At 38.9% G+C, this 18,572-nt stretch carries 21 protein-coding genes; 15 read left to right on the top strand and 6 right to left on the bottom strand.

Annotated elements, in window-relative coordinates; all coding sequences use genetic code 11:
• Positions 1–90: 90 nt before the first annotated feature.
• Both ACYVIL_RS05370 and ACYVIL_RS05365 read right to left on the bottom strand, forming a co-directional pair.
• The gene (locus ACYVIL_RS05370) at positions 91–1,035 is read right to left on the bottom strand and encodes a CHASE domain-containing protein (protein WP_460311829.1); all 945 of its coding nucleotides are present in this window, start codon (positions 1,033–1,035) and stop codon (positions 91–93) included.
• Between the two features lie 242 nt (positions 1,036–1,277).
• Complete coding sequence (locus ACYVIL_RS05365; protein ID WP_303472093.1) at positions 1,278–1,691, bottom strand: hypothetical protein; 414 nt, start codon at positions 1,689–1,691, stop codon at positions 1,278–1,280.
• Positions 1,692–1,983: 292 nt separating this feature from the next.
• On the opposite strand from ACYVIL_RS05365, the gene ACYVIL_RS05360 reads away from it, so the two are divergent.
• The 3 genes from ACYVIL_RS05360 to bfr (ACYVIL_RS05350) all read left to right on the top strand — a co-directional run bounded on the left by ACYVIL_RS05360 (position 1,984) and on the right by bfr (ACYVIL_RS05350) (position 4,643).
• Positions 1,984–3,558, top strand: coding sequence for a cation:proton antiporter family protein (locus ACYVIL_RS05360; protein ID WP_303472095.1), 1,575 nt, complete (start codon positions 1,984–1,986; stop codon positions 3,556–3,558).
• 137 nt (positions 3,559–3,695) lie between these two features.
• A complete protein-coding gene (gene bfr, locus ACYVIL_RS05355) occupies positions 3,696–4,172 on the top strand; it encodes a bacterioferritin (protein WP_303472097.1) in 477 nt (158 codons plus the stop codon).
• Between the two features lie 3 nt (positions 4,173–4,175).
• Positions 4,176–4,643 carry a bacterioferritin gene (gene bfr / locus ACYVIL_RS05350; protein ID WP_460311828.1) on the top strand — a complete coding sequence of 156 codons (468 nt, stop codon included), beginning with the start codon at positions 4,176–4,178 and terminating at the stop codon, positions 4,641–4,643.
• Positions 4,644–4,654: 11 nt separating this feature from the next.
• On the opposite strand, the gene ACYVIL_RS05345 is transcribed toward bfr (ACYVIL_RS05350), so the two are convergent.
• Positions 4,655–4,921 carry a hypothetical protein gene (locus tag ACYVIL_RS05345; RefSeq protein ID WP_303472101.1) on the bottom strand — a complete coding sequence of 89 codons (267 nt, stop codon included), beginning with the start codon at positions 4,919–4,921 and terminating at the stop codon, positions 4,655–4,657.
• Between the two features lie 491 nt (positions 4,922–5,412).
• Between ACYVIL_RS05345 and ccoN the strand changes: the two genes are divergently transcribed.
• The 12 genes from ccoN to ACYVIL_RS05285 all read left to right on the top strand — a co-directional run bounded on the left by ccoN (position 5,413) and on the right by ACYVIL_RS05285 (position 16,356).
• Positions 5,413–6,858 (top strand): cytochrome-c oxidase, cbb3-type subunit I, encoded by a 1,446-nt coding sequence (ccoN, locus tag ACYVIL_RS05340; RefSeq protein WP_303472103.1) that lies wholly within the window; start codon positions 5,413–5,415, stop codon positions 6,856–6,858.
• Between the two features lie 11 nt (positions 6,859–6,869).
• Positions 6,870–7,475: a cytochrome-c oxidase, cbb3-type subunit II gene (gene ccoO / locus ACYVIL_RS05335; RefSeq protein WP_303472105.1), complete on the top strand. Its 606-nt coding sequence runs from the start codon at positions 6,870–6,872 to the stop codon at positions 7,473–7,475.
• Between the two features lies 1 nt (position 7,476).
• On the top strand, positions 7,477–7,662 hold the full coding sequence (locus ACYVIL_RS05330) for a cbb3-type cytochrome oxidase subunit 3 (RefSeq protein WP_303472107.1): 186 nt from the start codon (positions 7,477–7,479) through the stop codon (positions 7,660–7,662).
• Entirely contained in the window at positions 7,655–8,635 is a 981-nt protein-coding gene (gene ccoP / locus ACYVIL_RS05325; protein ID WP_303472109.1) for a cytochrome-c oxidase, cbb3-type subunit III, read from the top strand. Before ACYVIL_RS05330 ends, ccoP begins: the two co-directional genes overlap by 8 nt.
• A gap of 70 nt (positions 8,636–8,705) precedes the next feature.
• Positions 8,706–9,197, top strand: a complete 492-nt coding sequence (locus ACYVIL_RS05320) for a FixH family protein (protein ID WP_303472111.1) — start codon at positions 8,706–8,708, stop codon at positions 9,195–9,197.
• On the top strand, positions 9,197–11,584 hold the full coding sequence (locus ACYVIL_RS05315) for a heavy metal translocating P-type ATPase (protein WP_460311827.1): 2,388 nt from the start codon (positions 9,197–9,199) through the stop codon (positions 11,582–11,584). Before ACYVIL_RS05320 ends, ACYVIL_RS05315 begins: the two co-directional genes overlap by 1 nt.
• 12 nt (positions 11,585–11,596) lie before the next feature.
• Complete coding sequence (gene ccoS / locus ACYVIL_RS05310; protein WP_303472114.1) at positions 11,597–11,782, top strand: cbb3-type cytochrome oxidase assembly protein CcoS; 186 nt, start codon at positions 11,597–11,599, stop codon at positions 11,780–11,782.
• Positions 11,779–12,444: a sulfite exporter TauE/SafE family protein gene (locus ACYVIL_RS05305; protein WP_303472116.1), complete on the top strand. Its 666-nt coding sequence runs from the start codon at positions 11,779–11,781 to the stop codon at positions 12,442–12,444. The genes ccoS and ACYVIL_RS05305 overlap by 4 nt, the downstream gene beginning before the upstream one ends.
• Before the next feature lie 25 nt (positions 12,445–12,469).
• On the top strand, positions 12,470–13,207 hold the full coding sequence (fnr, locus tag ACYVIL_RS05300; RefSeq protein ID WP_303472117.1) for a fumarate/nitrate reduction transcriptional regulator Fnr: 738 nt from the start codon (positions 12,470–12,472) through the stop codon (positions 13,205–13,207).
• A gap of 113 nt (positions 13,208–13,320) precedes the next feature.
• Positions 13,321–14,253 (top strand): universal stress protein UspE, encoded by a 933-nt coding sequence (uspE, locus tag ACYVIL_RS05295; RefSeq protein ID WP_303472118.1) that lies wholly within the window; start codon positions 13,321–13,323, stop codon positions 14,251–14,253.
• Positions 14,254–14,370: 117 nt separating this feature from the next.
• Positions 14,371–15,276, top strand: a complete 906-nt coding sequence (gene ttcA / locus ACYVIL_RS05290; protein ID WP_303472120.1) for a tRNA 2-thiocytidine(32) synthetase TtcA — start codon at positions 14,371–14,373, stop codon at positions 15,274–15,276.
• Between the two features lie 15 nt (positions 15,277–15,291).
• Positions 15,292–16,356: a patatin-like phospholipase family protein gene (locus ACYVIL_RS05285; RefSeq protein WP_460311826.1), complete on the top strand. Its 1,065-nt coding sequence runs from the start codon at positions 15,292–15,294 to the stop codon at positions 16,354–16,356.
• A 16-nt stretch (positions 16,357–16,372) separates the two neighbouring features.
• Here ACYVIL_RS05285 and ACYVIL_RS05280 read toward each other — a convergent pair whose 3' ends face one another.
• Genes ACYVIL_RS05280 through ACYVIL_RS05270 form a run of 3 tightly spaced genes read right to left on the bottom strand, consistent with a single transcriptional unit; the run spans position 16,373 to position 18,556 of the window.
• Entirely contained in the window at positions 16,373–17,002 is a 630-nt protein-coding gene (locus ACYVIL_RS05280; RefSeq protein ID WP_460311825.1) for a DUF2987 domain-containing protein, read from the bottom strand.
• Complete coding sequence (locus ACYVIL_RS05275; RefSeq protein WP_460311824.1) at positions 16,999–17,805, bottom strand: glucosaminidase domain-containing protein; 807 nt, start codon at positions 17,803–17,805, stop codon at positions 16,999–17,001. Before ACYVIL_RS05275 ends, ACYVIL_RS05280 begins: the two co-directional genes overlap by 4 nt.
• Positions 17,798–18,556 carry a hypothetical protein gene (locus ACYVIL_RS05270; protein WP_460311823.1) on the bottom strand — a complete coding sequence of 253 codons (759 nt, stop codon included), beginning with the start codon at positions 18,554–18,556 and terminating at the stop codon, positions 17,798–17,800. The genes ACYVIL_RS05275 and ACYVIL_RS05270 overlap by 8 nt, the downstream gene beginning before the upstream one ends.
• Positions 18,557–18,572 lie beyond the last annotated feature (16 nt).

Below are 18,572 nucleotides of genomic sequence, written 5' to 3'. Positions count from 1 at the left end.
AGGAAATAACTAGGCCTATTGTTGAAAATGAAGTCTAAAATGAAAGGTAACCCAGCTCCACAAGCCATTAACTGCGAGGGTTGTGGCGATTTATGTTACTTTAGAGGGGAAAATCCCTAGAACCCCCTTTTCTTTTTTTCTTGAAAGTAAAACAGCATAAAATGCGATTGCAACAAACAAGCTCAACAACACGCCCAACACCGTTAATACTTTAATCATACGATAATGTTTCGTCGCTAAAAAACTGTTACTGGGAGCAATATAAACCTGCCAATCTTGGTTTTGTAATTTGAAGGTTGCCGTTTTACTCCAAGGGTTATCCTTCAAATTTGCTTCATATTTTTCAGGAAAAATATACTCTCCGTTCACGGATATCAAAATTTGATGCTCAAATAGCAAATAAGATGGCAAAACTTCTTCAAAATAATGTTTAAAAAGAATCACACTACCAATAAACCCCTCTAACTCTTTAGTCTCAGAGTCTGTGGCCTCATTTTTTTTATATACGGGAACGTATATGCCAAAGCCTGTTTTTCCATCTTCTGAGGTGATGGGGATAGTGATCATTGCAGTGCCATTATTCTTCGCCTCCATAGCGGCATGAAAGGAGTCTGGAATAGAATTTAAGTCAATATTTAATGCAGTTTCATTGCCTCTTAAAGGAATGATTTTTCTCACGTGAAATGAACTATCAATCCACCCAATACCGTGATAACCCCTTTGTGTGTCGTATAAGGTTTTACCAAGCAAGTTCCAATCCTGAACAGTGAGCTTGCTGGAAATGTTGGATAGCTGTGCAAACTCAGTCAAAGTTAACATTCGTTTGTGTAAATCGTCTTCGAGTAAAAGTTGTATTTTGTTTGAGGTATTTTGCGTGACGGTGTCGATATAATGTCGTTCTTCAGATTCAATATATAAAACTAATAACGCCATTAAAATTGATGTGATAACTCCAGCTACGACAGAATAGACTAAAATAGCGATTTGAGGAGGAAAGTTGAATCGCCACTTGTTGATGTCCAGTTTCTTTACCATTTAATTTCTAGCCTATAAATAGATAAGTAAAAAAGTGAATTTATCCATACAACACTATTCACACGTAGAACACTTTAAAGCAAGTTTGTAGATGGGCATTAAGGTTAAATTAACCACCAATAAAATGGAATTATTTTACCGACACTAGAAAACGGTATAAAGACTCAATTAAAATTTTTTAAGCAACCATCATTTTATTGTGTGGCTGACTGCTGTATACAATCGTAAGAATACGATTTTTTTTAAGAAATGTTTTTTATCGCGTTACTACTAGGTACTTTTAAACCTAATTCGTGTAAATAACTTAATGCATCATCCATGTTATCGAATCGTTGGGGTTTAAATGAAAAATCGGAGAAAAACGACATCAACTCTTCACCTTGAGTTGACGATTCTGTGATCCAACTTTCGCCAATTTGATTTCTGCGTTTTAACATTATTTTACTTTTGAACGGAGAGTCAAACACTTCCATTGGCATTATCCACTGTGTCATATCAACACAGACGCCCCAATGACGACTCCTCCTCTTTCCTATTAAAACCGACAATTCACTTATATAGGCGAGATCTGCTTGAATCGTCCAGACACCTTTCAAAACGATATATAAAATATCATCAATTGGAGTGATTTTAAAAAAGGCCGGAGTATCACTCATTCATTATCCCAAAATAGCAATCCATTATTTTCAGTTCTTTTCCAAAGTAGAAACATAGTTTAACTGAATATTAACCAAAATAAATGTAAGTAATTGAAGTTTTACTAAAACTCCTCCATAAACATAGGATTTCCCCCCTAACAAATTTGTGCTCTAATAATACAAATTGGACGTGTTGATAGCACTCCTCGGTACAATTCTAAATTAGAATAATAAATCTATTTATCCAGACACAATCTCTAAGTATATTACTGAATCAAATCAATTTTTATCAAAATGACATTGGAGTATTATGGAATTCGCTTTTATCCTAGTAGCATTTTTATGCGGTTTAACCATGAAAATCATAGGGTTACCTCCACTAATTGGTTTTTTGATTGCCGGGTTTAGTTTAAATTTCATGGGTTATGAGCCCAATGCATCTTTAGATACTCTTGCCAGTCTTGGCATTACGTTAATGCTGTTTACCATTGGCCTTAAACTCAACATTAGAGATTTAATTAAATCTGAAGTGTGGGCTGGGAGCAGCTTACATATGTTACTTTGGGTACTTATTGTTGCCTCTTGCTTTGTTTTTCTAACGGCTCTTGGTGTTGGTTATTTTGCAGATATTAATATTGTTACCGGGGCTTTAATTGCTTTTTCCTTAAGCTTTAGCAGTACGGTATGTATAGTGAAAATACTTGAGGAAAGCGGTGAAATTCGCACTAGACATGGAAAAGTTGCCATTGGTATCTTAGTCATGCAAGATATTTTCGCAGTAGTATTTTTAGTCATTGCTACCGGCAAAATTCCTTCTATATGGGCAGTATTGCTATTATTGCTGTTGCTGGCGAAACCAATTTGGTCGTTGTTGTTAGACAAAGCTGGCCATGGCGAGTTGCTTCCATTAATGGGATTTCTCATCGCTATTGGGGGCTATGAGTTATTTGAATTGGTCGGCCTTAAAGGAGACTTAGGCGCGCTTATCCTCGGTATGTTACTCGCTAATCAAAGCAAAGCCTCAGAATTATCTAAATCACTGATGAGTTTCAAAGATCTATTTCTTATTGGATTTTTTCTATCCATCGGATTCACCGCTCTTCCCACCTTTGAAATGCTAGCTACCGCATTATTGCTCTGTTGTCTTATCCCCCTTAAATTCGGTTTATTTTTCAGCATATTTACCCGACTGCGCTTGCGTGCCAGAACCTCATATTTAGCCAGTTTAGTGCTGGGGAATTATAGTGAATTTGGACTCATTGTGGTGGCTTTGTTAGTTAATGAAAACTTAGTAGAAAAACATTGGTTGGTGGTCCTGGCATTAGCGGTGTCCATATCATTTTTGTTTACCGGTTTTGGGTACCGTTCTTCCCATCAACAATATAATCGAATAAAACACAAACTAAAAAACTACGAACATCCCCAACGTCTAAAAGAGGATATCTATAATTTACCCAATAATGCGCGTGTGCTAATTATTGGTATGGGCCGAGTAGGTAAAGGCGCGTATAAAGCCCTCGAAAGTGTTATGAAAGAACAGGTTTGGGGTATGGATGCCGATCCGAACCGCATTCGCAAAATGCAAAAGCTAGATATGCAGGTGTTCGTTGGTGACGGTGAAGACGTCGACTTTTGGGAAAATTTCGATTTGCGACAAACAGATATCGTGATGCTCGCAGTCCCTTCTGTTGAAGATATTAGTAATATCACTCAACAATTAAGAAACGCGAATTACCAAGGTACCGTTGCCTCAATTGCCCGTTATGAAGATGAAATAGAACTACTGCAAAAAGCAGGGGCTGACAAAGTATTCAACTTTTTCACTGAGGCAGGAAGTGGCTTTGCTGAGGAAAGCCTGCAAATGTTATCCCTTTCAAATAAATAATGAGTATCGGCAAGTAATAACAGAATCAAAAATGATAACTATTACCATTGACTATCCGTTTGTTTTTAAAGGAAAAACTTACAAACCATCATTCAATAGTCTATACTTGCCCTATTGTGTTCTGGGAGAATTTTAAGATGAAAGGTCAAGCAAATATAATAGCTGCTTTAAATGAGGTATTAACCACAGAATTAACCTCTATAAATCAGTACTTTTTACACGCAAGAATGTATAAAAATTGGGGCTTAGAAAAACTCAATTCAGTTTGTTACAAAAAATCCATCAAAGATATGAAACAAGCAGATGAACTAATTGAGCGTATTTTGTTCCTTGAAGGTCTACCTAATCTTCAAATGCTTGGAAAATTGTACATTGGCGAAGAAACCGTTGAGATGTTGCAGTGTGATAGTAAATTCCAATTAGAGCAAATTCCAAAACTTAAAAGTGTCATTGCCCTTTGCGAGTCTGAACAAGATTACGTATCGCGTGATTTATTGGAAGAAATATTGGAATACGAAGAAGAACATTTGGATTGGTTAGAAACTCAAGAGTATCAAGTTTCAGCATTGGGATTAGAAAATTACTTGCAAACGCAAGTCGGTTCGGGAGACTAAAAAATGAAAGGTAGTCAAGTAATAATAGACGCCTTAAACGGCTTATTGGCGTATGAATTAGCGGCAATGGATCAGTATTTCATTCACTCTCAAATGTATGATGATTGGGGTTTGAGCAAGCTTCACGAACGAATCGCCCATGAATTCGATGATGAAAAAGGTCACGCGACTAAGTTAATCGAACGTATGCTTTTTTTAGAAGGCACGCCAGATATGACAGTTCGTTCTGGCTTCAAAGTCGGTGCTGATGTACTCGAAATGTTGGAAAGTGATCTACGGGTTGAATATACCGTAACGGAAGAGTTGAAAAAAACCATCGCTCTTTGTGAAACGGAAAAAGACTACGTCACTAGAGATATGTTAATGATCCTTCTCGAAGACACAGAAATGGATCACGCCCATTGGTTAGAGCAACAAATAGGGTTAATTAAACGTCTTGGCCTACCTAATTACTTACAATCTCAGATGTAGGTTGCATTAAACTAAACTTGAGTCTGGAAGAATACAAAAACAGAATGCAGTTTACCGCTTTGTATATCTTCCAACTCAATAGTTAATTTCCATCTCATATTAGGTTCACTGCAAGCACCAATAAATAATTCGGCATCAACTAATACTTGATTGTTTTGTTTATCTATTCTGCTCGCTCCTATGTACAAAGGTGTTTTGCCCATATACATATTCGTGCCTTCTAACCATCCGCTCCTAAGCACATATTGCGTATCGTAACTCAATTCAATATTGAGCATGGTTTCAATCTCTATTGGATATTCAGAAAAGTTTATCCGTATAACAGAATCATCTATTCCAATTACGCAGGATTCTGATTCTAAATAACAAAGATTTTTAGTTAAAATTGACTCATTTTCATTATTTAGGGAATAAACAACGGAAAGAATCAGAATTACAACTATAATAGGAAAGACACGTTTAATCAGAGTTTTATACCTATGAAATATATAATAGTAGTGAATATTTGAAAGTTAGTTTGAATGATCACCACTATAAAAACAAGAAATGCCGAAAATCTGTTGATTGAGATCAACCTTATTGCGTTTATGCTATCTTTTTGAATACAAAAACTTTATGATCCTGTCTTCAAAATCTAAGTTTTGAAAATGAATTCATACACTTAGGTTAATGAAATGTAAAAACCGTGACAATAGCGTCACATACACATAACAAATCAAAAATAATCCGTTATTTTTGTCATAAATAATGATGTGGAAGATCCATTGATATGAGCGTAGCCAGCCAAGTACATCCGGAATACAACTATAAGGTCGTTAGGCAGTTTGCCATAATGACTGTCGTATGGGGAATTATTGGAATGGCGGTAGGTGTGTTTATAGCAGCACAACTTTACTGGCCAGCCTTAAATTTTGACATTCCTTACCTTACCTTTTCACGATTGCGTCCTTTACATACCAATGCAGTTATTTTTGCATTCGGTGGATGTGCTCTGTTTGCAACCTCTTATTACGTTGTGCAGAGAACTTCTCAAGTTAGGATTTTTAGTGATAAGTTGGCCTCATTTACGTTTTGGGGATGGCAAGCGGTTATCGTTTCAGCTGCAATCACCCTACCTTTAGGCTTAACATCGACTAAAGAATACGCGGAATTAGAGTGGCCCATAGATATTTTGATCACTTTGGTATGGGTGGCATACATTATCAACTTCTTCGGCACTATTGTTGTGAGAAAAGTTTCTCACATATATGTTGCTAACTGGTTCTTCGGTGCATTCATGCTGACTGTTGCTGTATTGCATATTGGTAATAGTATGGCAATCCCTGTTTCTCTGTTTAAATCCTATTCGATTTATGCCGGTGCAGTAGATGCAATGATGCAGTGGTGGTATGGCCATAACGCTGTAGGATTCTTCTTAACCGCAGGCTTCTTAGGTATGATGTATTACTTCGTACCAAAACAAGCAGGCAGACCGGTTTATTCTTACCGTTTGTCAGTTGTTCACTTCTGGGCACTAACTTCTCTTTATATTTGGGCAGGTCCTCACCACTTGCATTACACAGCGTTGCCTGATTGGACCCAATCTCTCGGTATGGTCATGTCAATCATCTTATTCGTTCCTTCTTGGGGAGGCATGATTAACGGTATAATGACCTTGTCTGGCGCATGGCATAAATTGCGTACTGACCCTATTTTACGATTCCTAATTGTTTCCCTTTCGTTTTATGGCATGTCGACCTTCGAAGGCCCGATGATGGCAATTAAAACCGTTAATGCCCTATCTCACTATACAGATTGGACAATCGGACATGTTCACTCTGGTGCTTTAGGTTGGGTAGCCATGGTGTCTATTGGTTCTATTTATCACCTTATACCAGTGCTGTTCAATAAACCTGCTATGTATAGCATTAAATGGATTAATGTACATTTTTGGTTAGCCACAATTGGTGTGGTGTTGTACATAGTCGCAATGTGGATGTCAGGTGTATTACAAGGTTTAATGTGGCGTGCAGTTAACCCAGACGGCACTCTTACCTATAGTTTTGTAGAGTCTTTGCAAGCGTCTAAGCCTTTCTATTTTGTTCGCTTTATTGGTGGCGCATTCGTTGTTGCTGGTATGTTATTGATGGCATACAACGTTTATAAAACCGTTCGTACACCTAATGAAGAGTTTTCCAAAGATCCTGAAAACTCACCTCAACCTCAAGCAGCATAAGGAGATTTGAGATGAAAAACGTTCACGAGCTGGTTGAGAAGAATATTGGTTTGATGGCGATATTTATACTAATCGCCATTAGTTTCGGTGCCATGGTAGAAATCACACCGCTAATGTTCCAACAACAAACAATGGAAAAAGTAGAAGGTCTTAAACCTTACACCGCTTTACAGATGGAAGGCCGAGATATTTACATTCGCGAAGGTTGTGTTGGTTGTCATAGCCAAATGATCCGTCCTTTTAGAGCAGAAACTGAGCGCTATGGTCACTACTCTGTGGCAGGTGAATCCGTTTGGGAACATCCATTTTTATGGGGTTCAAAACGAACAGGGCCTGACCTGGCACGTGTAGGTGGTCGTTACAGCGATGATTGGCACCGCGTTCATTTGCTAAACCCGAGAAACGTAGTACCTGAGTCAAATATGCCAGGTTTCCCTTGGTTAGCTGAAAACACCCTTGACGGTGAGTTGATTGAGAAAAAGCTACGCGTTTTTAAAGACTTTGGCGTACCTTACACTGAAGAAGAGATTGCTGGTGCGAAAGAAGCAGTACAAGGTAAAACTGAGATGGAGGCATTAATCGCCTATTTACAATCTCTAGGAACGGCACTGAAATAGTATGGATTACGGTGCAGCGGGTAGCATATTTACAGTTGTGGTCTTTATTTGCTTTATCGGCATAGTGATTTGGGCTTTCAGTAGCCGCGCTAAAAAAAGGTTCGATGAAGCAGAAAATTTGGTTTTTGATGATGAACCAACACAACAAACAGAAAAAAAAGAGCGGGAGTCTTCGATAAATGAGTAGCTTTTGGAGTATTTGGGTCTCAGTAATCTCATTGGGAACAATTCTAGGGTGTTACCTGATTTTACGTTGGTGTCTGTTAAACAAAACAGGCGTTGCTGAAGGTGACGATATGCATCATTCGTTTGATGGCATTATCGAAATCAATAACCCTCTACCTAAATGGTGGACAATCATGTTCTATATGACCATGATTTGGGGTATTTTATATTTATTACTTTATCCTGGATTAGGTAATTGGAAAGGTTTGTTAGGTTGGAAAAGTTCTAACCAAGATATTCAGACCCTGCAGGAATCTAAAGATGCCGTATTAGCTTCTCGAGAAGAAGCTAAAACTGCCCTCTTTGGCTTAGGTGGCGTGGGTGTTGAATATGACCGGGAACTTGAAAAAGCAGAAGAAAAATTTGCGCCTATTTTCAACCAATATGCTGAACAGCCAATTGAAGTTTTGGTGAATAACGAAGAAGCATTAAAAATTGGTCAGCGCTTGTTTATGCAAAACTGTTCTCAGTGCCATGGTTCTGATGCTAGAGGTCAAAGAGGCTTCCCTAACCTAACCGACCATGATTGGTTATACGGTGGAACCCCTGAAAAGATAGTGGAAACCTTAACCAACGGTCGTCAAGCCAATATGGCTGCATGGTTGCCTTCGTTCGGAGAGAAAGGTGTTGAAGAAGTTGTAGCTTATGCTCTTAGCTTAAGTGGCAGACAAGTAGACCCTGACTTAAAAGAAGCCGGTAAAGCCCGCTTTGCAGTTTGTTCAGCGTGTCATGGTCCTGACGGCAAAGGTAATCAAGCACTGGGTGCACCTAACTTAACCGATAATATATGGCTATATGGTGGAAGCAAAGACGTAGTTACTGAAACAGTAAATTATGGACGTGCAGGTGTAATGCCTTCTTTCAAAAATACTTTGGGAGAAAAGAAAATACACCTAGTCGCTACCTATGTTTATAGTTTATCTAAAAACAAATAAACAATAAGCTACTACTAAACAAAGCCTCGTTTATCGAGGCTTTGTTTTCTTAAATAAGAAGTAAATATTCATGAATCGCTCAGATAAAACACCTTGGTATAAACAATTTTGGCCTTGGTTTTTAATCACCATACCCGTTGTATCTATTTGCTTAAGTGTCACTATGTTAAATCTCGCATTGAACACTGATGATAGTCTAGTGATAGACGATTATTACAAAGAAGGCAAAGGAATTAACTTAGAGTTAACCAAGATACAAGAAGCGAAAGCAAAAGGAATCACCACGGTTTTAAGCATTAATGGAAGTCGTGTTCAACTAGAGTTTTTGTCGGGCAAACCTGATTCTGGAGAAGCCCTAAAACTGCACTTTTACCATGCAACTCTGCAAGATAAAGACTTTTCACTATTGCTCACACAAGATGCCAGTGGCAATTATAAAGCCACGGCAGAAAGTCCAATTACGGGTAAATGGAAACTCACTCTTTCACCTTTAGATGAGCAATGGAAAATAATGCAGGATAAAGGCTTACCTCAGAAAGAACCCTTCAATTTTAACCCTTAATGGAAAATAGTAATCCAAATAGCTGTTATCATTGTGGCCTTCCAATGCAAAAAGGTGAGGTTTTCTGGGCGGAGATATTAGGCGAACCCCGAAAGATGTGCTGTCCCGGTTGCCAAGCCGTAGCTGAAGCAATTGTTGACAATGGATTAGAAGATTATTATCGATTTAGAACGGAGTTTGCTGATAAAGGTGATGCACAGCTAACCGAAACCCTTGATAGGTTAAAAGCATATGATCACGAAGAAATTCAACAAGAGTTTGTAGTCGATGACGGTAGTCAGAAACAAATACAATTGACTATTGAAGGCATAAGCTGTGCAGCCTGTGGATGGCTTATCGAAAAACAACTGTTAAAAACCCCAGGAATTAAGCGCATCGCCGTGAATGTTTCCGCCCGCAGAGCAACGATTAACTGGATAGATTCCCAATTAAAACTTAGTGAAATCATCGCACAACTTGAATCTGTAGGTTACCACGCCCTTCCCTTTCAAGCCGACGAACATGAAGCTTCTTACCAAAAAGAATCCAAAAACTATTTAAAACGCATTGGCTTAGCTGGCCTGATGAGCATGCAAGTTATGATGTTAGCCATAGGTCTGTATTTTGGGATCTTTGGTTCCATTGAAGATTCCACTAAAACCTTTTTGCATTGGGTAAGCTTTTTACTAACTACACCTGTTGTGCTTTATTCAGGGTTCACGTTTTATAAAAGTGCATTTAGTTCATTGCGAATGAAATCTGTGAACATGGACTTTTCTGTTTCAATTGCAATTATTGGTACTTTTGTAGCGAGTGCTTGGGCAACCGTAACCAATACGGGAGAAATCTATTTCGAATCTGTCTGTATGTTCATATTTTTATTATTAATAAGCCGATATTTAGAACATCGTTCACGTCACCAAGCCAGTCTAATATCAGCCAATATGTTTAAATACATTCCTTTGACCGCGATCCGAATAGATAGTGAGAATAAACAGAGCTCAGTATTAGCGAAACATCTTAAAAAAGGGCAACAAATTTTAGTTCGCCCTGGAGAAACCTTTCCTGTTGATGGCGTGATCACATCGGGTGAGGGTAGCGTTGATGAATCCATGCTCACTGGTGAGTCAGAAAAAATCAAAAAGAGCGCAGGTGATCATGTTTATGGCGGTACCATAAATCTATCAGGTGCCTTTGAAATAATCGTCGAAAATGAACTTAAATTATCTCTGGTGAATAAAATTCTACGTCTTCAGGAGTTAGCCCTGGCAGACAAGCCCAAAGCAGCCGTGTATGCAGATGTAGCCTCAAAGTATTTTATTATTATAGTCTTAGGTATCACCCTTATCAGCTATTTAGGCTGGTTAGCCTATCAACCAGAGCGTGCGTTTTGGGTCGCCATATCGATTTTAGTTGCCACTTGCCCTTGTGCTCTTAGCCTTGCCACACCAACAGCTTTAACCAGTGCGATTGCAAAGTTAAATCAATATGGATTGTTAGTGAAAAGAGCCAATATTATTGATGTAATGCCTGATGTTGATACGGTTATTTTTGATAAAACAGGTACCCTCACCAATGGTCATTTTAGTGTCAGCGAAGTTGAATTGTTTAACCAAAGTGAAGAAAGTTTTGTTCTCAATTTAGCCGCAGGAATCGAACAATTTTCTAGACATCCTATATCTCGAGCCTTCCAGTCTGAGACGCCTTTAGAAGTCAGCCAAGTCGTTTCTATTGCTGGTAAAGGATTGCAGGGTATCTATCAGTCTCAGAACGTCAAGATAGGCAACCTAAGCATTTTAGATAGCGCTTCAGATTTGCCCTTGGATGCGGATGACACCAAAGTATATTTACAACTCGGTGAACAGTTACTGGCTGCTTTTAAAATCAAAGATGTAGTCAAAAAAGACGCGAAGCAACTAGTGCATGATTTAAACAGCAAGCAACTGGTTATGTTAAGCGGTGACGCACAAGAAAATGCATTATCCGTTGCCGAGTCATTAGGCATATCCACTGTATATTTTAGACAAACGCCTCAACAAAAGCTCACCTATATCCAAAGTTTGCAGGCCAAAGGGCATAAAGTATTGATGATCGGTGATGGTATCAATGACGCGCCAGTATTAGCTGCAGCAGATGTGTCTATTGCTGTTGGAGACGCCAGTGATATGGCAAAACGTTCAGCTGATATCATTTTATTGAATACTAAATTAAGCAATGTGAAATTTGCTGTTAGTATGGCAATTAAAGTGCGCCATAAGATTAAGCAAAATATGCTTTGGGCTATCGGTTATAATACACTTATTCTGCCCCTGGCAGTGGCTGGGTATTTAAGCCCTTGGATGGCGGTAATTGGTATGTCTTTAAGTTCAATCATTGTGGTAGCAAACTCCATTCGCTTGTTACGTTAATAGGAAACTAAATTGAGTATTATTTATGTGCTGATACCCATTGCTATTTTATTAGTTTTGTTAGCCATTGGGATCTTTTTTTGGGCGGTAAAGTCAAATCAATTTGAAGACCTTGAGCGTCAAGGTTATAACATTTTATTTGATGACGACGTCGATAAGAACGCACAAAGTAAAGTCTCTAAAACTGAAAAGAAATGAACGAAATCAGCTGGTTTTCTGCCATTTTAATCGGCCTTGCAGGGAGTGTACATTGTGCAGGAATGTGCGGTGGAATTGTTACCTCATTTACTTTTGCCTTACCAAAAAACCAATCTCAATGGCCTTTCTTAATCGCCTATAATACGGGGCGTATTTTATCTTATAGTCTTGCAGGAGCCATCGCAGGCCTATTAGGCCAAATTGTCACCACTAAGTCTTTTATCAATCCACAAGCGTTGACTCTTTTTGGCGGCGTATTTATGGTATTACTGGGTTTGTATGTTGGTCAATGGTCGAAATTACTGACTAAGGTAGAACGCGTTGGCGCAATTTTTTGGCGTAAAATCAGCCCGTTATCAAAACGATTTATCCCATTTAAACATCCAATGTATGCTGTCCCTTATGGGTTGATTTGGGGTTGGCTGCCCTGTGGACTCGTTTATTCAACATTAACCTGGAGTGTTTCAACTGGCGGTGTCGTACAAGGTGCACTAACTATGTTGTGCTTCGGTTTAGGCACCCTACCTATCATGTTAGCAATGGGTGCGAGCGCAACTCAAATAAGACATTGGTTAACTCATGCTATGGTGAAACGCAGCGTAGCAGTTTTATTATGTTTATTTGGCTTGATTTTATGTTATCAAGGGATTCATAATTGGTAACTGATGAATTACATGGAACTAACTAATGTCTGATTCGAACAAGTTTAGTATTCGCTGCCAAAATTGCAGTTTTAACCATCTGTGTATTCCCGTAGCGTTAAATCAAACAGAAATGGAAAGTTTGGACGAAATAATTGAACGCAAACGTCCTTTACATAAAAATGATCAACTCACTATACCAGGGCAGAAATTCACCTCTTTGTTTGCCGTAAGAACAGGTTCGTTTAAGTCCTACATTACCTCGCCAGATGGTGAACAACAAATCACTGGATTCCATTTCCCCGGTGATATAGTTGGATTTGACGGACTTTTTTCAGAAAAATACCAAAGTTATAATCAGGCCATGGAAACCTCGATGGTCTGTGAATTACCCTACGATAAACTTGATACCATGAGTGAGCAGCTACCTTCTTTACGCAAAGAAATGCTTAAAATCATGAGCACCGAAATAAATCAAGATCATAGTTTAATGATGCTGTTAAATAAACGCACAGCGGAAGAGCGTCTTGCACACTTTTTAGTTAATTTGTCTGATCGCTTTCACTCCCGTGGTTTTTCAGAAACAGAATTTAATTTAACCATGACGCGCAATGAAATAGGTAATCACCTCGGACTCACGGTTGAAACAGTAAGTCGTTTATTAACGCGCTTTCAAAAAGAAAATATCATAAAAGTAGATGGTAAGTTTATTCAGATATTGAATTTACCTGGCCTCAGAGAAAAACTAGGTGAGCATGTTGTGCAAAACAAAGCGTGCGGATAAGTCTTTCCAGTTACGTTGATATAGGTCAAAACAATTACTCTGTTAGTTGGCAAAATAGCTAAAGTACCCATACACTTAAGTTGTGAGTGTAAATCTATGAAGGGAGTTAACTTATGTCTGTTTTTAACAAAATTTTAGCTGTTGTCGATCCATCCAAAGAAGATCAGAAAGCTTTTAAGCGCGCCCTTTTGTTGGCTCAAAAGACCGGCGCGAGCATCACCGCATTTCTATCTATATACGATTTTTCATATGAAATGACGACTATGCTGACGGTAGATGAACGCGAAACAATGCGGCAGGCTGTGGTAGATGACAAGACCGAATGGCTTGCTAATATTGTCGAACCCTTAGCGACCAATTCATCGACTTCAGTAGATATCAAAGTCGTTTGGCATAATCGTCCTTATGAAAGTATTTTATTCGAGGTGATTGATCACAGTTATGATTTAATCGTCAAAGGAACTCATGAGCACGACACCTTAAAGTCAGTCATATTCACCCCAACTGATTGGCATATTCTCCGTAAATCTCCGGTTCCAGTTTTACTTGTCAAAGAGCATGACTGGCCTGTCAATGGTAATATTTTAGCGGCTGTTGATGTGGGAAGCGAAGATGAAGAACACCGCAGTTTAAATAACCTCATCACCAAAAAAGCTGCGATAATGGCGGATTTATTAGAAGGTAAGATTAACTTAGTCAATTCTTATCCCGGAACGCCTGTAAACATCGCCATCGAAATTCCAGAGTTCGACCCTGTTGGTTATACTGAATCAGTGAAACAATTTCATGCAAAAGCGATGCTTGAACATGCAGAAAAATTCAATATCCCCCAAGAAAACCAGCATTTAAGCGAAGGGCTTCCAGAAGATGTGATACCTTCAGTGGCGAAAACCATTGACGCTGAACTCGTTGTTATTGGCACCGTAGGTCGCACAGGTATAACCGCAGCACTTATCGGTAATACCGCTGAGCACACCATTGACTCACTCAATTGCGATGTATTAGCAATTAAACCCGAAGGATTTGAGTGTCCACTTAAGCACTAGCAAGACAAAAACGCTATCAGACTCAGTGTTGATTAAAAACATTTGAAATTAGAGTATTTATGTCCGTTAGGAGGACAGGTATAATCTGGGCTGATAGCAATGTTTTCTAGGAATAAGATGAGTAAGCTCGAGTCTCTGTCTGAGAGTAAAAAATACAGTTTCAATAAACTCCAAAAACGCTTAAGACGCAATGTAGGTAAAGCGATTGCCGATTTCAATATGATTGAAGATGGCGATAAAGTAATGGTCTGCTTGTCTGGTGGAAAAGACAGTTACACCATGCTCGATATATTAATGTTTCTTAAAAAAATTGCCCCCATTAACTTTGAGATTATCGCGGTAAATTTAGATCAGAAACAACCTGGCTTTCCAGCTGAGATACTGCCTAATTACTTAGACAATTTGCAGGTCCCCTTTGAAATAGTAACCGAAGATACCTACTCCATTGTCAAAGATAAAATTCCTGAAGGAAAAACCACTTGTTCTCTTTGTTCTAGGTTAAGAAGAGGAATATTGTATAAAACAGCGACCCGTTTAGGCGCAACCAAAATTGCCTTGGGGCACCACAGAGATGACATGTTGGAAACGTTATTTTTAAACATGTTCTATGGTGGACGCTTAAAATCCATGCCGCCAAAATTAGTCAGCGATGATGGTAAACAAATGGTAATACGGCCGTTAGCCTATTGCTCAGAAAAAGAAATCAGCCAGTATTCAGATCTCGTCGAATTTCCTATTATTCCCTGTAATTTGTGTGGTTCACAAGAAAACCTGCAACGCAAAGTGATAAAAAATATGCTGAATGATTGGAACCAGCGTTTTCCTGGTAGAATAGAAAGTATGTTCAAGGCAATGCAAAATGTGGTTCCATCTCACCTTGCCGATAAAGAACTCTTCGACTTTAAAACCCTAGAGACACAACAAACGCCGTTCGCTAACGGTGACATTGGATTTGATCAAGATGACTTCTCCCCTTCATCTATAAATACAGATGAAACAGTCAATATTATTAATATAAGTTAAGGATCATTTCAATAAATGAAAATTGGATTAGCATTAGGAAGCGGTGCCGCTAGGGGCTGGGCGCATATCGGCATTATTCAAGCTTTAGAAGAACTTGGCATCGAGGTAGATGTGGTAGCAGGTTGTTCAATAGGCGCATACGTGGGTGCGGCTTATGCGAGTAATAAGTTAGAGCCCCTAGCAGACTGGGCCAGCTCTTTATCAGAATGGCAAGTATTAGGGCTTATGGGAGTTGGTTTTCGCAAAGGCGGGCTTGCCAGCGGAATAAAAGTGTTTAAAGCGCTAGAGGAAAACTTCTGTGAACGAGAATTTGAGCAATTATCCAAACCACTAGGTGTAGTGGCAACCGACCTTTATAGCGGTAAAGAGGTTTCATTTACCCAAGGGCCCATAGGCGAAGCTGTCAGAGCTTCTTGTGCGATACCAGCACTATTTCCGCCTATTGCGTATAAAGGGCGATGGTTAGTAGACGGTGCGGTGGTGAACCCTGTGCCGGTAAATTTGTGTCGCCAGCTCGGTGCAGATTTTGTTTTTGCGGTAAATTTGAGTGCTGACTTTCGACCTGAAATACAGGCGCAGTATCAGATGGAACATGAAAACAACCAGAAGCGAACCAACGATTTTTTCAATAAAAGTCACTCATTTATGCAACGCATTTTCAGCGGTAGATTTAAAAAAGATATTGATGACGAGGAGCTCGAATCTTTAGAAGAGATCGAAGATATAGACGATTTGGCGTTGGAATCAAGCATAAAATCAGAAAATGAGGCACCAGCAGAATCCACAGAATCAACCTTGGATAACCTAGATAAAACAGCCACACCGCATACGACTAGTAAGATGAAATTAACAGACAATACACCGAGTATGCTGGGGGTAATGTCAAACTCCTTAGACATTCTTCAAGCTAGAGTGACACGTTCACGCTTAGCTGGCGATCCTCCTGACATTCTGATTGAGCCTCAACTTAGAGATTTTGGCATCATGGAGTTCCACCGCGCTGCTGAGTTAATTGAAGAGGGGCGTCAAAGTGTGAATCGTGTTGCAGCACAAATTAAGTATCAATTGCGTCTCGATTAGCCCCTCACAATTTCATTTACTTGGTTATTGCTGTAATTCTGTATGGGGCATCAGAAAAATGAACTTGCATGCCATGCTCTAGCCAATCTTTACTCACGACTGCGTGATGCTCGTCCACGTAAAGGGCTTCGGGAACCGAGTCTTTATCAACACTATCGAAATAAAACTGCAATCCACTAACCGAGGGCATTAAGAACGAAAGAAAACTGCCCATATCGTCAAAAAATGTCACATATTGCTGATATAAATCTTGTAATTCTTGATGGCTATATTGGGCTTTGAGATAACTTGGCTTAGTTTCAAGTTGCACCGACATATCACACTGATTACTATTTTCTAGCAGTTCTAATTCAACTATGGCTTTTGCTTGCTTTAACGCTTTTTCAGTTGGCAGTAAAAAACGATATTCTGGTGTAATAGTAACGGGAAGGGTTACTTTCTGGGTCACAATATTCGCCGACTGAATTTGGCACAAATCACCGTTCCTAACATTCTTGAACCCAAAGGCAAACTGCAAAGCAGGAGTTTCTTCATTATCAATTTTTCTAAGGTGGCTATAAAAACTTGCGTATTCAACAGACAGGGAATCAGCTAAAGCAGAGCAACTTAAACTCAACAACAAAAATGTAAAACTCAAAAATTTCATGTGGGTAAAAACTTCCTATTAAAACGTATCATTTGTATTAGCTCATGAATATACTCATCACCTCGTTCAGAGTAATTTTTTAAGCCTTTAGCTAACTTCTCAGCGGTTATTTGTTGATCATTATTACGTAAATTTGCCCGAATCTCCCTTAACTGAGCATAGGCCTGGTGACGATTAATGTTTCTAAAATAAGTGCGAACTGCATGCTCTAAGCTGTTAAATTTAGCGACTTCGTGGGCGGCATCTTGATTACGGCGTTTAGGCACAAAACCACAGCCTTTTCGAAAACACCAAAGTCCAAAGAAATTGAAACCTTTGCGGGCAAATCTAGAAGTGCCCCAAGCCGACTCATTAGCAGCTTGCATCAGAACCAATTCAGCGGGGATAACATCAATTTTACCCAATAAACGACTCACAATGACTTCTTGGTCATCTTCAGGATTAACTCGATACTCTGCAATCAGGGAATCTAGCCTAGTTTGTTGTAAATCACTTAAAGGTTGCTTTCCTATTACATCTTTTAATTCTTTAAGAAACGACCGCTTTTCAAGAATGACTTTATTATGGTGACGAATTGCAGGAAGTAAATAGTCAAAAAATGCTTTTTTCCGCAACAATACGGGCGTGATCTCAGCAAAGTTAGGCATTTCTTGCTCAGTATAAGGTGCAATATTTTGTTCATTAAAAGGATCTAACTTCTTCGGTGGGAACAAAAAAGGGTAACTTAACACTACGGCACCAAACACCCAGATGACGCTTAAATAAAGGATACGTCGTGGAGTTGGAAAATCGAGGTCACGCATCAAATGTACAATCTCCGTCAGCCCCTTTTTGTTGGGCCTCATCACTAAAGTTATTGCTACTGCTACCGTATCCAAAAAGTTCACAATACAACAAACCATTTATATTATAATAGAAGGGTAAGAACAGTAGCAAACCAATCCCAAATGAAAGGATTGATAGCACCAACAATATTAAGAATACGCCGTATAAAATAGTAAATGGGAATAAATAACGATTTACCATTTTAATTGACAGAATGAGTGCAGCAATGGGTGTCATTCTTTTGTCTGCCACTAATAAAACCGCAAAGCTCGTGGCAATCATTAAATATAAACCAGGCAAGATAAATAGCGTCATGCCTGCTTTAGTAATCACTAAAATAAAAGCCGTGACTAAACAAATAGGCAGAGCTTGGGGCAACTTTGAAAATAAAAATTTTATAGAAGCCAATTTTTTTAAGTGAGATCTGGCTCCTTGCAACATTAACGCTGCTGTCACTGGGGCTAAAACCAACTGAATGATCAAATCCAATGTCATCAAATGTCCTTGGCTAAATTGCTCCATGGTCTGAATTCCATTGAACTTGATGTAAAAAAGCGCAATAACCATGCTTAAACCAAAAACGACAAGCAGCATTTGTAGAAACACTAAGATACTACTCATCGTATTGTCGAAGCCTTTGGCCAATATGTCTTTTAAATTAAAGTTATATTCGCCATTAAGATTCTGCTGAATCAGATCTGAATGACTTTTATCTGTACGTTTAAACATCAATATTTCTTTTTAA

Source organism: Aliiglaciecola aliphaticivorans, assembly GCF_054782055.1.
Note: the sequence above shows the minus strand (reverse complement) of the source record. Positions and strands in the feature narration are given on the sequence as shown.